Source organism: Pseudomaricurvus alkylphenolicus (assembly GCF_011683955.1).
Classification (GTDB): Bacteria; Pseudomonadota; Gammaproteobacteria; order Pseudomonadales; family Cellvibrionaceae; genus Pseudomaricurvus; species Pseudomaricurvus alkylphenolicus.
This window is the reverse complement of the sequence record NZ_JAAQPI010000002.1, coordinates 563,770-579,008: the sequence shown is the minus strand read 5'-3', so window position 1 is coordinate 579,008 and position 15,239 is coordinate 563,770. Positions and strand designations below refer to the sequence as shown.

The 15,239-nt window shown below is 50.2% G+C and carries 12 protein-coding genes; 8 read left to right on the top strand and 4 right to left on the bottom strand.

The annotated features are described in order from the left end of the window. Positions 1–37: 37 nt before the first annotated feature. The 4 genes from gyrB to dnaA all read right to left on the bottom strand — a co-directional run bounded on the left by gyrB (position 38) and on the right by dnaA (position 6,524). The gene (gene gyrB / locus HBA55_RS07870; protein WP_166989125.1) at positions 38–2,461 is read right to left on the bottom strand and encodes a DNA topoisomerase (ATP-hydrolyzing) subunit B; all 2,424 of its coding nucleotides are present in this window, start codon (positions 2,459–2,461) and stop codon (positions 38–40) included. A gap of 124 nt (positions 2,462–2,585) precedes the next feature. Next, positions 2,586–3,710, bottom strand: a complete 1,125-nt coding sequence (gene recF / locus HBA55_RS07865) for a DNA replication/repair protein RecF (RefSeq protein ID WP_166989123.1) — start codon at positions 3,708–3,710, stop codon at positions 2,586–2,588. Between the two features lie 26 nt (positions 3,711–3,736). Next, a complete protein-coding gene (gene dnaN, locus HBA55_RS07860) occupies positions 3,737–4,837 on the bottom strand; it encodes a DNA polymerase III subunit beta (RefSeq protein ID WP_166989121.1) in 1,101 nt (366 codons plus the stop codon). Between the two features lie 85 nt (positions 4,838–4,922). Further along, complete coding sequence (gene dnaA, locus HBA55_RS07855) at positions 4,923–6,524, bottom strand: chromosomal replication initiator protein DnaA (protein ID WP_166989119.1); 1,602 nt, start codon at positions 6,522–6,524, stop codon at positions 4,923–4,925. A gap of 501 nt (positions 6,525–7,025) precedes the next feature. On the opposite strand from dnaA, the gene rpmH reads away from it, so the two are divergent. From rpmH to HBA55_RS07815, 8 genes are all read left to right on the top strand, one after another. After that, complete coding sequence (rpmH, locus tag HBA55_RS07850; protein ID WP_166989117.1) at positions 7,026–7,160, top strand: 50S ribosomal protein L34; 135 nt, start codon at positions 7,026–7,028, stop codon at positions 7,158–7,160. 122 nt (positions 7,161–7,282) lie between these two features. Then, positions 7,283–7,669, top strand: coding sequence for a ribonuclease P protein component (rnpA, locus tag HBA55_RS07845; RefSeq protein ID WP_166989116.1), 387 nt, complete (start codon positions 7,283–7,285; stop codon positions 7,667–7,669). Between the two features lie 77 nt (positions 7,670–7,746). Further along, on the top strand, positions 7,747–7,995 hold the full coding sequence (gene yidD / locus HBA55_RS07840) for a membrane protein insertion efficiency factor YidD (protein WP_166989114.1): 249 nt from the start codon (positions 7,747–7,749) through the stop codon (positions 7,993–7,995). A 1-nt stretch (position 7,996) separates the two neighbouring features. Further along, positions 7,997–9,679 carry a membrane protein insertase YidC gene (yidC, locus tag HBA55_RS07835; protein WP_166989112.1) on the top strand — a complete coding sequence of 561 codons (1,683 nt, stop codon included), beginning with the start codon at positions 7,997–7,999 and terminating at the stop codon, positions 9,677–9,679. 126 nt (positions 9,680–9,805) lie between these two features. Beyond that, positions 9,806–11,194, top strand: coding sequence for a tRNA uridine-5-carboxymethylaminomethyl(34) synthesis GTPase MnmE (gene mnmE / locus HBA55_RS07830; protein WP_166989110.1), 1,389 nt, complete (start codon positions 9,806–9,808; stop codon positions 11,192–11,194). 637 nt (positions 11,195–11,831) lie between these two features. Next, complete coding sequence (gene mnmG, locus HBA55_RS07825; protein WP_166989107.1) at positions 11,832–13,721, top strand: tRNA uridine-5-carboxymethylaminomethyl(34) synthesis enzyme MnmG; 1,890 nt, start codon at positions 11,832–11,834, stop codon at positions 13,719–13,721. 53 nt (positions 13,722–13,774) lie between these two features. Then, positions 13,775–14,362 (top strand): 16S rRNA (guanine(527)-N(7))-methyltransferase RsmG, encoded by a 588-nt coding sequence (gene rsmG / locus HBA55_RS07820; RefSeq protein WP_206019667.1) that lies wholly within the window; start codon positions 13,775–13,777, stop codon positions 14,360–14,362. Positions 14,363–14,448: 86 nt separating this feature from the next. After that, positions 14,449–15,237 carry a ParA family protein gene (locus HBA55_RS07815; protein ID WP_166989102.1) on the top strand — a complete coding sequence of 263 codons (789 nt, stop codon included), beginning with the start codon at positions 14,449–14,451 and terminating at the stop codon, positions 15,235–15,237. Positions 15,238–15,239: the final 2 nt, after the last annotated feature.

Sequence of the window (15,239 nt, the reverse complement as noted above, 5' to 3'; positions counted from 1 at the left end):
GCCCCGATTAACGGGGCTTCGATAACATCAAAAGGGCTTAAACATCCAAATTGGCAACGGCGAGAGCATTGGTTTCAATAAAGTCTCGACGTGGCTCAACCTGATCGCCCATCAAAGTGGTGAAAATTTGATCAGCTGCGATCGCATCCTCCACGGTTACCTGCAGCATACGGCGGGTTTCAGGATCCATGGTGGTTTCCCACAGTTGCTCCGGATTCATCTCACCAAGCCCCTTGTAACGCTGCACATTGTAGCCTCGGCGAGATTCCACCATAAGCCACTCAAGCGCTTCTTTGAAACTGGTGGTTTCACGACGGCGTTCGCCCCTTTGGATGTAACCCCCTTCTTCGATCAGGCCCTCAAGGCGTTCACCCAAAGCGACAATAGACGCGTATTCACCGGACATAAAGAAGTCTCGAGAAAGCGTATAGTCGGTTGGTACACCATGAGCAGTGATCCGTATAACAGGCAGAAATTCGTGGCGTTCCTCATCTTCTTTAACAATGACTTCATAACGATGACTGCCACTGCCACTTTTGTTTGTCAATTCTGACAATAAACCTTCAGCCCAACTCTCAATTTGAGCCTGATCAGACAACTGCTGTTCTGCCACAGAAGGTAGATAGATTAGCTGTTCCAGGACTTCCGAGGGATAGAGTCGAGAAAGTCTATCGATAGTTGCCATTACCTGGCGATAGGCTTCAACCAGCCCCTGCAGCCCTTCTCCCGAAATTCCCGGTGCCTCTGCGTTGACATGAAGTGATGCTCCTTCCAGTGCCGCCTGAGTAAGAAACTGCGTCAGTGCCAACTCGTCTTTCAGGTACTGTTCCTGCTTGCCTTTGCTGATTTTGTAAAGCGGTGGTTGGGCAATGTAGATGTGGCCACGCTCAACCAGTTCACGCATCTGGCGGAAGAAGAAAGTCAGTAACAATGTACGGATATGGGAGCCGTCCACATCCGCGTCGGTCATGATAATGATGCTGTGGTAGCGTAGCTTATCCGGATCAAACTCTTGATTACCGATACCACATCCCAGTGCGGTGATCAGTGTTCCCACTTCAGCACTGGATAACATCTTGTCAAAGCGTGCCTTTTCTACGTTAAGGATCTTACCTTTGAGTGGAAGAATAGCTTGGGTTTTACGTGCGCGCCCCTGCTTGGCTGAACCACCTGCCGAGTCTCCCTCCACCAGATAAAGTTCGGAAAGTGCCGGATCTTTTTCCTGACAGTCTGCCAACTTCCCGGGCAATCCAGCAATGTCCAATGCCCCTTTGCGACGAGTCATTTCGCGAGCCTTACGGGCCGCTTCACGGGCTTTGGCAGCCTCAATCATTTTGCCTACAACAGCTTTGGCTTCTTGAGGGTTTTCCAATAAGTAATCGGCAAAGGCAACACCCATCTCCTGCTCAACTGCCGTTTTCACTTCAGAAGAAACCAGTTTATCTTTGGTTTGAGAAGAGAATTTCGGATCGGGGACTTTTACCGAAATGATGGCGGTTAAACCCTCCCGAGCATCGTCACCGGTTGTATTTACCTTATCTTTTTTACCCAGACCTTCGCGCTCGATATAGCCATTCAGCCCACGGGTTAAGGATGCTCTGAAACCCGCCAAGTGCGTTCCCCCATCTCTTTGAGGGATGTTGTTGGTATAACAAAAAATATTTTCCTGGAAGCTGTCGTTCCACTGCAACGCGACTTCTACCCCCACACCATCTTCTTCTCGGACGGTACTGAAGTGCATCACCTGATTGATAGGTGTCTTGTTTTGGTTGAGATACTCAACGAAGGCTTTGAGACCACCTTCATACTCATAGATCTCTTCTTTGCCACTTCGCTCATCTTTCAGGACAATCCGAACACCGGAGTTCAAAAAGGAGAGCTCTCGAAGGCGTTTGGCCAAATGATCAAAGTGAAATTCGATGTTCGTAAAAGTGTCTGCCGAGGGATGAAAATGTACCTCGGTGCCCTGTGCTTCTGTTTCACCGACAACACTAAGTGGAGCTTCGGGTACGCCGTGGTGGTAAATTTGCTCGTGAACTTTTCCATCTCGGCGAATAGTCAGTTTCAGCTTGGAAGAAAGAGCATTTACTACGGAAACCCCTACTCCATGCAGTCCACCGGATACCTTATAGGTATTGTCGTCGAATTTACCACCTGCATGAAGCACGGTCATGATCACTTCTGCAGCAGAAACCCCTTCTTCTTCGTGAATCTCAGTAGGAATTCCACGACCATTGTCGGAGACAGACACAGATTCGTCGGGATGAATCACTACTTTGATTTCAGAGCAGTAGCCCGCCAGAGCTTCATCAATCGAGTTATCGACAATCTCAAACACCATATGATGGAGACCTGTACCATCATCTGTGTCGCCAATATACATCCCTGGGCGCTTACGAACAGCGTCCAGACCTTTAAGCACCTTAATGCTGGACGAATCGTAAGAAGTCTCTTCGGTCATATTTCACTCCGGATAAACTGTAAAAGCCTGAGTTTAGGCAGTTACAGTGATCATATTGTTCTAATTCGTAATCTTTCAGTCACTTCTCTAGTCAAGGAGTGCCTGAAGACATTTTAGTCTTGTGTTAGAGAGGGACTGTGTTGATCTCCGCCCCTTCCTGTTGAATGGCACCATGTTTCACGTGGAACACTCTGTGGCTGTCCGGTAACTTGCCGGCAGTTCTCCATGCATCCAGCAATATATTCTTTTCCACTCCAGTAACAAATATCTGCGTCTCCATTCGAGACAACCATTCAGCAAGTTGACTGCGAAATCTCGCATCAAGCTCAGCAGGTAAATCATCAATCAGATATAGACAACCACGCTTTCTGGTTTCGTAGAAAACCATCCCTTGTGCAATCAAGAGTGCACTGACCACAATTTTTTGCTGTCCTCTGGATAAGAGTTCCACAGCAGGCTGTTTCTCGACAAGAACACGTATATCTGCCCGATGAGGCCCTTGCCGTGTGTAACCCAGTTCCCTATCCCTATCCAGATGCTGTAACAGCAAGTCTGAGTAATCGGTGTCCTTGTCCCAGCCCCTGTAATAGGAGAGACGAACCCCTTTTAAACCCTCAAACTCCGAAATCAGTTGCTTGAATACTGTCTCAAGTAATCGAAAGCTTGAGTGCCTAAAGTGGTCCAGTCGATTCGCCAGGAGAGCGATTTCCCGGTCCCAAGGAGCCATAAGCAAAGGGTCAATTTTATCACGTCTGAGCAGGCTATTGCGCTGTTTAAGGCACTTTTCGTAAGACCTCCAGGCTTGATAAAACTCATGTTCCACGTGAAACACCAGCCAATCAATGTACTTCCTTCTTTCAACCGGTCCTCCTTCCAAGAGCTGAAAAGAGTGGCCATTCATGATTCGTATCGGAAGGGTTTCGGCAAGTTGAGCTGCAGATGAACAGTTTTTCCCGCCCATCTTTATAACCGCCTGTCCATTCCTGTGCCGATTAATACCAACCGGTATTGCAGTTCCCCCACATTCCACCTGTCCGAACACGGTGTAATCCTCTGCTTCATGCTGGATCATGTGTTTGTATTTTCGTGATCGAAAGGAACGCCCTAATGAGAGAATGCTGATGCTTTCTAACAGACTGGTTTTGCCACTGCCATTGTCGCCATAGATGATATTGAGCTGTGGAGACAGCTCAATATCTACGGCTTGCAGATTACGGAAGGAAGTAGCCGACAAGCGGCGGAGGGTCATAAGGTTAATTCAGATCTAATTTGGAATCACAGACGCATTGGCATGACTACGTACACGGAATCACCACCTTCCGGCTCTTCCAACAAAGCACTGCTGTTTGAATCTGCCAATGTCATCTTAACGTTGTCGGAGCTCAATACGCCGGTCACATCCTGCAGATAACTGACATTAAAGCCAATTTCCAATTGATCGCCGGAATAGTCAACGGCCACTTGTTCTTCGGCTTCCTCCTGTTCCGGGTTATTGGCAACTATCGTTAATTGGCCATCCGTTAACAGCAGACGTACGCCTCGATATTTTTCATTCGAAAGAATTGCGGTACGGCCAAAAGCCTGGCGCAGCTCTTCGCGATCACCAAATACCTGCTTATCGCCCCCCCGCGGCAGAACTCTTTCATAGTCCGGGAATTTCCCATCCACCAATTTGGAGGTGAAGGTATAGTCTTCAGTGGCGACACGGATGTGATTGCTACCCAGTGTCACATCAACATTACCTTGTCCATCGAGCAATCTGGCAAGCTCCACAACCCCTTTTCTTGGCAAAATCGCCTGTACCTTAGCCTCACAGGAAACAGAAACCGCGCGAGTACACATCGCCAGACGGTGGCCATCAGTGGCTACCGCCCGCAGTTGCCCTTCTTGAACTTCCCACAGCATGCCGTTCAAGTAATAGCGAACATCCTGCTGTGCCATCGCAAAACCGGTTCTATCAATCAGGCGCTTGATATCCTGTTGCTCACAGCTAAATTGAAGGTCGCCATTACCTTGCTCAACATTGGGAAAATCATTGGCGGGAAGCGTTGAAAGTGTGAATCGACTACGCCCCGACTTTAATATAACTCTTTGATTTTCTTCACTAAATTGAAGAATTGCGTCATCCGGTAAGGATCGGCAAATATCGACGAGCTTACGGGCGGGAACGGTCAGCTCACCTGCCTCGCCCGCTTCATCCAACTGCACACGAGCCACAATTTCGACTTCCAGGTCCGTTCCTGTCAAAGACAAACGATTGTCCTCCAGGACCAGCAACACATTGGCGAGCACCGGTAAAGTCTGGCGACGCTCCACCACACCGGCAACCAGTTGCAGAGGTTTGAGGATTGCTTCTCGAGATACACTGAATTTCATGGCAAGGTCTCTTAAGGTTCTTTCCTGGTAGTAGATTCCAGTATTATGGGATTTGTTATTGTGTCTTCCGTAGCGGTGATATCACCTAGGATGTCAACGAACGCTGCAGGTTTTTCCAATCTTCACGCATGTCGGCGTCTTCTTCCCGCAATTCCTTGATTTTACGACAAGCATGCAGAACAGTGGTATGGTCTCGTCCACCAAATGCTTCACCTATTTCAGGTAAGCTGTGATTGGTCAATTCTTTTGCCAGAGACATCGCCACTTGTCGGGGTCGGGCCACCGATCGACTGCGACGTTTTGACAGAATGTCGCTGACTTTGATCTTGTAATATTCCGCCACAACACGTTGAATATTGTCGATACTGACCTGCTTATCTTGCAGCGCCAATAAATCCTTAAGCGCTTCCCTGACTAAGGGAACGTCTATATCGCGACCCGTAAAATGCGCGTTTGCAATAACTCGTTTCAGGGCACCTTCCAATTCACGAACATTGGAACGAATCCTTTGAGCAATAAAAAAGGCGGCATCATTAGGAAGGTGCATATTGGCCTGATCCGCCTTCTTCATCAAGATGGCTACGCGGGTTTCCAGTTCCGGTGGTTCAATTGCCACCGTTAACCCCCAACCAAATCGACTCTTAAGGCGCTCTTCCAGACCATTGATCTCTTTGGGATAACGATCACAGGTGAGAATGATCTGTTGCCCGCCTTCCAACAACGCATTGAACGTATGGAAAAATTCTTCCTGAGAACGCTCTTTTCCGGCAAAGAATTGAATGTCGTCGATCAATAATGCATCGACAGATCGATAATACCGCTTGAAGTCATTGATGGCGTTAAGCTGAAGTGCTTTAACCATATCGGCAACAAAACGCTCCGAATGAAGGTAAACCACTTTGGCATTGGGGTTTTTATCAACCAGTGCATTACCCACGGCATGCATCAGGTGGGTCTTACCTAACCCCACCCCGCCGTATATAAATAGAGGGTTGTATGCACCACCCGGATTCTCTGCAACCTGGCGTGCGGCAGCAAGACCCAGCTGGTTGGACTTGCCCTCAACAAAACTCGGAAAGGTAAAACCCTCATTGAGGTAGTTGCGGTGCTTTAAACCGCCCTCAACTTCAATTGTTGTCGCTCGCTCCCCGGTATTGGCAGACGGCATGCTCAGATTATCTGAGGTTCCCACTCCCGAGGATTGAGGTCCCGGGCTTTGGGGCTTTGTCGCCGGAAGACTATAAGCGCCACTTTCGACTTGAATAGCTCCCCTATCGGCCAGTGGTGGAGCAATCAAATCCTGTACGCTAGTGACCGTATCGGTTGACGATGGCAGGGATGTGGTAGCCGGCGATGTCATCGCGGGAGGCGCAATTGGTGCTGGCTCAGACTGAATCATCCGAGATACCGGTCGTCGCTGATAGCGGCCAACACTTCCCTGAGCAGCCACTGTCAGCTCTACTTGAAAGCCAATATGTGCACCATGCTCGCCGGCGAGTTCTTGGATACGATTGAGAAACTTGTCATTGACCCAATCAAGAACGAATCGATTTGGCGCTATTAACTTTAAGTGATGATCAGCAGACTGAGCATCCACTTTTAGTGGACGAATCCAAGTATTAAATTGTTGTGACGGTAACTCATTCTGTAGCGAGTCTGCGCACTTTTTCCAGAGAGTATCTGGCAAAACGTCCCCCTCAACAGCAGCCCACGGCCACTGCCTGACACCCAAAAATATTCAACTTTATTGATCGGAAAGGGGAGCTATTTTACGCCCAATTCACCCTACTTATCCACAAAAAAAACCGTATAATTTTCAAACAATCTGAAAATAACTGATGAAAATCAGTGAGTTACAATTTAATGGCATTTAACAAAAATTACAGACACGCGACAAGGTATCAACACCTCTTTCTGGGGTTGTTGATAACTCTGTTGAAAACCTATTGGCAACCTGAACGAAATTTGGGTGCAATATGTGATGGGTGAATTCTTAGGGTTGGTACCGGAAAAAGCGCTTTTGGTGTTTGCTTTTGGGTGGGGAATTCTTTAAAATCGCGCCTCTTTTTTCCGCGTAGTCAAAAATTGGGTGCAACGGAGCCGACGGCAACGCCTTCAAGCTTCAATGTCAACCAGTCGGATTGCGCTTCATTTATATATGACAGACTCAATCGGCAGGTAAAGTCTCATGAAAAGAACCTTTCAGCCTAGCGTTTTGAAGCGCAAGCGCACCCACGGTTTCCGTGCTCGTATGGCCACTAAAAACGGTCGCAAGATCCTGGCTCGTCGTCGCGCCAAGGGTCGTAAAGACCTGGCAGCCTGATCAAGCGGTAATCATTACCGGTTGTTCCTGCTTTATATATGGGTGTGATGGCCCTGCGCTATCACCCCATAAGCTGACGTCGTTATTCAGTCTAACTTCCTTCTTGTTACTTAGGTCCCGGTGTGCCGAGCAAGACTTTTCCAAAGTCCCTTCGATTGCTCAACGCTAGTGACTTTCAATCCGTCTTTGACGATGCGCCTGTTCGCGCACCTCATCCTCAGGTTTTGATACTTTCTCGCCCCAACGAAAAGAGTTATCCCAGATTGGGCCTGGTCATCGCCAAGAAAAATATTCGCCTCGCCGTACAACGCAATCGAATCAAGCGTATACTTCGCGAAACTTTTCGACAGCATCAGGATCAGCTGGGTGGATTGGATGCCATTGTTCTGGCAAGGAGAGGTCTTGATGAACTCTCAAACCCTGAGCTGCACAAGCTGCTGAATAAACAATGGCAGCGAATCATAAAGAAGTGCGCTAAAAAGCCCGCTGCTGACAAGAATCAGGCATAATATGGCCGCTTTGCTGGCTCAGCCAGGAATAAGTCTCATTACTCGGACTCGTGACGACAATCAACAGGCCTAGGCTCATGAAGATCATCGGGATCACATTGATACGCCTCTATCGATATTTCCTCAGCCCATGGGTAGGCAATCAATGTCGCTTTTATCCCACGTGTTCCCATTATGGTGAGGAAGCCATTGAGCATTACGGACTTTTAAAAGGCAGTGTCATGACTATCAGACGCCTATTGAAATGCCACCCCTGGCACCCCGGCGGCATCGATCCGGTGCCGGTCCCAAAAGCATCAAAATCAACAACCACGGCAGTAAATTAACATGGATTGGCAACGCACCCTTATTTTGGGCGCCATCGCGGTGGTGTCCCTGCTGTTGATCAACGAGTGGGGCGATTTTCAGGATCGCAACCGCCCGCAGGTTTCGCAGCAGACCACCGTCACCACTACGGCACCCCAGACAGCGGCCCCTCAGGACAACACTTTTGAAGGCGACATTCCGTCTCCATCAGTAGCGACTTCATCTGCGGACATTGCTGAAACCCCCGCCTCCACGCAACTTATCGAAGTCGAGACGGACACGCTGTCAGTATTGATCGATCCAACCGGTGGCGACATTGTCAAAGTCGCCTTGTTGGAACAGCTGGCTTCTCTTGATACACCGGATGAACCCTTCACTCTACTGAATCGCACAGAGCACACGGTCTATATCGCTCAAAGCGGTTTAATTGGTCCCAACGCAACAGACACCGCACGGGGTCGTCCTCTGTTTCGCAGCGCGCGGCAACATTACCGACTTGAAGACGGTAGTGATCAACTCAATGTCGATCTCGAGCTCCAACAGGGAGATACCCGTATTGTGAAACGGTTTGTCTTCAGACGCGGAGACAATCTGGTTGATCTTGAATACCACATCGACAATCGCAACTCCCCCAATGCCTGGCAAGCTGGCTTGTTTGCGCAGATCAAACGCGACAGCCACAACCCCGTTGTGGTCGATGGTTTCGGCATACAACCCTATTTGGGAGCAGCGCTGACAACGGCCGAGGAAAACTACAAAAAGCTCGACTTTGGTGACCTGGCCGATGAAGACATGGTCAGACGGGGAGGATTCAAGACCACTATCCAGGGTGGTTGGATCGCTATGGTCCAGCACTACTTCCTCAGCGCCTGGATTCCGGTCCAGGACCAGGAAAACAGCTATCATCTGCGCAAAAGCGGTGGCGACATCTTCCTGCTGGGATTCAAAGGCCCTCAGATCAGCATCGCTGCCGGAAGCGAGGGAATCATACAAGCTTCCTTTTATGCGGGCCCCAAGAACATCGATCGGTTAGAGGTGATTGCCCCCTATCTTGATTTGACGGTGGATTATGGCTGGCTTTGGTGGATTGCAAAACCGCTGTTCCAATTCTTGAACTTTATCTACGGATTGCTTGGCAGCTGGGGCTGGTCCATTATCGCCCTGACCGTCATTATCAAGCTGGTGTTCTTCCCGCTGTCTGCAGCGAGTTATCGCTCCATGGCCAAAATGCGCAAGTTTGGTCCGGAAATGCAGCGCATGAAAGAGCTCTATGGGGATGATCGCCAGAAGATGTCCCAGGAAATGATGAAGCTCTACCAGAAGGAAAAGATTAATCCTCTAGGTGGTTGCCTTCCGATCCTGGTTCAAATGCCAGTGTTTATCGCCCTCTACTGGGTGCTGATGGAAAGTGTTGAACTGCGTCACACGCCTTTCCTGGGGTGGATTGATGATTTGTCCGTTAAGGATCCCTACTTTATATTGCCGTTGATTATGGGCATTACCATGTGGGTTCAGCAGAAACTTAACCCGACCCCGCCGGATCCTACTCAAGCGCGTATCATGCAGATGATGCCGTTTGTTTTCACCTTTATGTTCCTGTGGTTCCCGGCCGGTCTGGTACTGTATTGGGTGGTGAACAATACCCTCTCCATTGCCCAGCAGTATGTGATTACCAAGCAAATTGAATCTGGTGAAAAGGACTGACTGTCCCCAAACCAAACATTTGATTGCGAAAAGGCCAATTCCTGAAAGGGAATTGGCCTTTTTTGCGACTGTCGCCACGATCCGACACAATAAAACTTCAGACAACACCCGCTTATAGAGCCTGCTATGACACAGTCCCTGTCCAACACTACCGACACCATTGCCGCTATAGCCACCGCCCCCGGAAAAGGAGGCGTTGGTATCGTCAGGGTTTCCGGGCCAGGGGCTGGTGCCATCGCTCGCGAAATGGTGTCTCAGGATCTCAGCCCCAGAAAAGCCCACTATGGTCCATTTCTGGATGCCAGCGGTGAGGCACTGGACGAAGGGCTCGCCCTCTTCTTTCCCGCTCCAAATTCCTTTACTGGTGAAGATGTACTTGAGCTGCAGGGCCACGGTGGTCCGGTGATACTGGATTGCCTTTTGCGTCGCGTATTGCAGCTGGGAGCACGTATGGCTGCTCCAGGTGAGTTCTCAGAGCGTGCTTTTCTCAATGACAAGATGGATCTCGCCCAGGCTGAGGCCATCGCTGATCTGATTGATGCCTCTACTGAGCAGGCTGCACGCAATGCACTTCACTCTCTACAGGGGGCTTTTTCCAATGAGATTGGCAAACTGGTTGAGGCGCTGATTCAGCTCAGAATCTATGTGGAAGCGGCAATCGATTTTCCAGAGGAAGAGATCGATTTTCTTGCCGATGGCAAAGTTGCCAGTGACCTGTCACAGGTTTTGGAACAACTGCTACAGGTAAAAACGCAGGCTCGACAAGGGGCACTTATGCGAGAAGGCATGAGCGTTGTGATTGCCGGACGGCCCAATGCGGGCAAATCCAGCTTGCTGAACGCCCTGTCCGGACGCGACAGCGCCATTGTAACTCATATTGAAGGAACCACCCGTGATGTCCTGCGGGAACATATTCATATCGATGGCATGCCTCTGCATATTATCGACACTGCCGGACTCAGAGAGAGTCCGGATGAAGTGGAGCAGATCGGCATTGAACGCGCCTGGCAGGAAATCCGACGTGCCGACCGCATTTTAATGGTGGTGGATTCCACCACTACCGACTCAAAAGATGCCCGACAGATCTGGCCGGAGTTCGTCAACGAGCTCGAAGACACTTCGCATCTGACACTAGTACTGAACAAAAGCGACCTCAGCCTGCAACCCGGTTTCCAGGTCAATGATCTGAACATGGACGGAGAAAACCCAGTATTGATGCTCTCCGCCAAATCCGGCGATGGTATAGACAAACTCAAAGAGCACCTTAAACAGTGCATGGGTTTCACCGGTACCACTGAAGGTGGATTCACCGCACGCCGTCGGCATCTGGATGCTCTGGATCGAGCGCAACAGTTACTGCTGACCGGCCAGCAGCAGCTTCAGGTGATGGGTGCGGGTGAACTTCTGGCTGAAGATCTCCGCCAGGCACAAAACGCCCTGGGCGAGATCACCGGGCAATTCACTCCGGATGAATTATTAGGGCGTATCTTTTCGAGCTTTTGCATCGGGAAATAATTTCCCAGACTCCCTGATTTCCCCGGATTTTGTTACACCTCGGTCTGCCAGGCGAATTGCCTGGTGGCTTACACTTGTCCCCATTTCTTGAAATCAAAGACACGAAAGGCGGTTACCAAGGGGTTGTGGATAAAACTATTCAGACTTTTCATACGCTGGGAAACCTAAGTTACCGCTTTTATCCACAATTACTCACAACTTTATCCCATAACTTAATGAAATTTAAGAGTTTTGCACCATCGACTCCCCTGTCCTGTGGAAAACCCCGGGAATAGCGTGAGTAAAATCCGGGAGCAAAAATGTGGATAACCATGGAATTGTGTCTCTCTGTGTATAACCGCACTTTTCATCAGCAGCTTTCCATCAGTTTTTGATCATATAATACCGCCTGCATGCAGCACTTATGAATTCTTTAACCTCTTGTAATTAAAGGACTTTAATGGGTTATCAACAGATAAATGCGAGCCTATATAAAACAACAATAAACATACTTATATCTCTAATTCATATATTTATCTTTTTATTCTCTTAAGTTGAATAAGTCTCCATGTAAAAAAACTCCGCTGGAATTTTGAACAACTCACAAACGCGACATATAATGTGCGGCCTTTTTTTCGCTCCCTCTTGAGAATCAAACATGGATTACCCGAAGCACTACGATGTTATTGTGATTGGCGGTGGCCACGCGGGCACAGAGGCTTGTCTGGCAGCGGCACGGATGGGCTGTAAAACTCTCCTGTTGACCCACAACATCGAAACACTCGGGCAAATGAGCTGTAACCCTGCCATTGGGGGCATAGGCAAAAGTCACCTGGTCAAAGAGATCGATGCTCTAGGCGGCGCCATGGCCCTGGCGACAGATCGAGGGGGTATTCAATTTCGTGTCTTGAATGCTCGAAAAGGCCCAGCGGTAAGAGCGACCCGTGCTCAGGCTGACCGTGTCCTGTACAAAGCCGCAATTCGTGAAACACTGGAGAACCAACCAAACCTGGATATCTTTCAGCAGGCAGCAGATGATTTAATCGTTGAAGGTCAGCAGGTTCGTGGTGTAGTCACCCAGATGGGACTGCGCTTCTTTGCACCGGCTGTGGTTCTGACTGTGGGGACTTTTCTGGGAGGGAAAATCCACATCGGCCTGGAAAATCACTCCGGTGGGCGGGCGGGAGATCCACCATCCATTGCTCTGGCCCAACGCCTCAGGGAACTGCCACTGACCGTGGATCGCCTCAAGACAGGCACTCCCCCAAGAATTGATGCCCGCAGCGTCAACTTTGAGGGGCTTGAGCAGCAATTTGGTGATACTCCTGAACCAGTGATGTCCTACCTGGGTAAAGTTGAAGATCATCCTCGCCAGGTATGCTGTTGGATCACCCACACCAACGACAGAACCCACGACATTATTCGCGCTGGCCTTGACCGTTCTCCGATGTACACGGGCGTGATCGATGGTGTCGGTCCGCGCTATTGCCCATCGGTGGAAGACAAGGTCCATCGGTTCTCTGATAAAAACTCCCATCAGGTATTTATTGAGCCTGAGGGCCTGACCACCCACGAACTCTATCCCAATGGGATATCCACCAGCTTGCCATTTGATGTGCAGCTGGATCTGGTTCATTCCATCAAGGGGTTCGAAAATGCCCACATTACTCGCCCCGGTTACGCCATTGAATATGACTTCTTTGATCCCAGAGATCTGAAGTACAGCCTCGAAAACAAGCATGTCGATGGCCTTTACTTCGCAGGGCAAATCAATGGAACTACGGGCTACGAAGAAGCTGGCGCACAAGGGTTGTTGGCAGGAGCAAATGCGGCATTGAGAGCCAAAGATCTGGAACACTGGTGTCCCAGACGCGATGAAGCCTATATTGGCGTGCTGGTCGATGATCTGATTACCATGGGGACTCAAGAGCCCTATCGCATGTTTACCAGCCGTGCCGAATACCGGTTACTGCTGCGTGAAGACAATGCCGATTTGAGATTGACCGAAAAAGGCCGGGAGCTGGGACTGATCGACGATGCCCGATGGGCCTATTTCTGCGAAAAACGAGAATCCATTGCATTGGAACAGCAACGCCTCAAAGACACCTGGGTTCAGGCCGGCAGCCCAGAGGCGGCCAGCCTGGAACCCAAACTGACTTCTAAGCTGACTCGCGAATACAGCCTTTTCGACCTGCTTAAGCGTCCCGAGTTGACCTATGATGACCTGGCATCTCTCAAGGGAGAGGCTCAGGCAGACCCTCAAGTCAGGGAGCAGGTTCAGATTGACGCAAAATACGCGGGATACATTGAGCGCCAGCAGGATGATATCCAGCGTTTGCGCCAACACGAAAACACAGCGATTCCGGCGGATTTTGATTTTGACGCGGTGGAAGGTCTTTCCAACGAAGTGAAGCAAAAGCTCATTGCGGCCCGCCCTGAGACGCTGGCCAGGGCATCTCGGATTCAGGGCGTCACCCCTGCCGCGGTGTCACTGCTGCTGATCTACCTGAAGAAACATGGGTTGTTGAAAAAGCAGGCGGCAGTGTGACTCAAGTGGACGAAAGCGTTCTGCGCACGCGGCTCCTCAAGGGCGCCGCCAAAATGGATGTCAATCTGAGCGACCAACAGTGCGATCAGCTCTTGGCCTATCTCAAATTGTTCGACAAGTGGAACCGGACCTACAATTTGTCCGCTATTCGCGATATTGAGCAAATGCTGGGGCGTCACCTGCTCGATAGCCTCAGTGTCGTGCCCTACATTTCTGGTCGACGGCTGATAGATGTGGGCACCGGAGGTGGTTTGCCAGGTATCCCGCTGGCCATTATGTTCCCCGAACGGAGTTTCACGCTGCTCGACAGCAATGGCAAAAAAACCCGTTTTTTGTTTCAGGTGAAAACTGAGTTAAATCTGGCCAATGTGGATGTCGTGAACACCCGTGTGGAGCGTTTTCAGCCCCCGGAGCTCTTTGATGGCGTGATCAGCCGGGCCTTTGCCAGCCTTGAGGACATGGTCACGGGCTGCCATCACCTGCTTGATCCCGGTGGTGTCTTTTACGCCATGAAAGGGATCTACCCCAACGATGAGTTGAGTGCACTGGAAAAAAGCTATAAGGTTTCTGATTCTTACCCCTTGCAGGTTCCCAACGAAGAAGGCGAGCGTCATTTGCTGGTAATAACCGCCGGCGAATAAACGCGGTAACGCCCATGGTGCATATGGATGCGCCAAATTGGTGCAAGGGCGTTCCATCCAGAGTGACATCAAAGCAGGACACGAACTTGAGCAGAAAATACGCCATCGCCAACCAAAAAGGGGGAGTCGGCAAGACCACCACGTGCGTTAACCTGGCAGCCTCTCTGGCGGCGACCAAAAAGCGGGTTCTGCTGGTTGATCTGGATCCTCAGGGCAATGCCACCATGGGTAGTGGTGTTGACAAAAACGCTCTGGATCTGTCGGTTTATGAAGTGCTGGTTGGTGCCTGCAAACCGGAAGACGCCACCGTAGAATCTCCCTCGGGCAAATACGATGTTCTTCCCGCCAATGGTGACCTCACCGCTGCGGAAGTGGAAATGTTGTCGCTGGATCACAAGGAAATCCGCCTGCGCAAAGCGCTGGACCTGGTCGATGATGACTATGATTACGTCATCGTCGACTGCCCGCCATCCCTCAATATGCTGACCCTCAATGCTCTTGCCGCCTGTGATGGCGTGATTATCCCCATGCAGTGTGAGTACTATGCATTGGAAGGGTTGTCGGCACTGATTAACACCATCAACCAGATTCAGTCTGTTCTCAATCCGCAATTGGTCATCGAAGGCATCCTGCGGACAATGTATGATCCGCGCAACAGCTTGACCAACGACGTTTCCGCTCAATTGAGCGATTATTTTGGCGACCGTCTCTACCGCACCTGTGTGCCTCGCAATGTGCGTCTGGCAGAGGCCCCCAGTTTTGGACAGCCGGCGCTTGCCTACGACCGCCAGTCAAAAGGGGCTATCGCCTATCTGGCGCTGGCTGGAGAAATTCTGCGTCGCCATGAAGCCCAGCCCACAGCTGTTGGTGCTTGAGC

Coding starts and splice junctions, on each gene's coding strand:
- gyrB (WP_166989125.1), bottom strand. CDS start 2,461: ATGACCGAAGAGACTTCTTACGATTCGTCCAGCATTAAGGTGCTTAAA.
- recF (WP_166989123.1), bottom strand. CDS start 3,710: ATGACCCTCCGCCGCTTGTCGGCTACTTCCTTCCGTAATCTGCAAGCC.
- dnaN (WP_166989121.1), bottom strand. CDS start 4,837: ATGAAATTCAGTGTATCTCGAGAAGCAATCCTCAAACCTCTGCAACTG.
- rpmH (WP_166989117.1), top strand. CDS start 7,026: ATGAAAAGAACCTTTCAGCCTAGCGTTTTGAAGCGCAAGCGCACCCAC.
- yidD (WP_166989114.1), top strand. CDS start 7,747: ATGAAGATCATCGGGATCACATTGATACGCCTCTATCGATATTTCCTC.
- yidC (WP_166989112.1), top strand. CDS start 7,997: ATGGATTGGCAACGCACCCTTATTTTGGGCGCCATCGCGGTGGTGTCC.
- mnmE (WP_166989110.1), top strand. CDS start 9,806: ATGACACAGTCCCTGTCCAACACTACCGACACCATTGCCGCTATAGCC.
- mnmG (WP_166989107.1), top strand. CDS start 11,832: ATGGATTACCCGAAGCACTACGATGTTATTGTGATTGGCGGTGGCCAC.
- rsmG (WP_206019667.1), top strand. CDS start 13,775: ATGGATGTCAATCTGAGCGACCAACAGTGCGATCAGCTCTTGGCCTAT.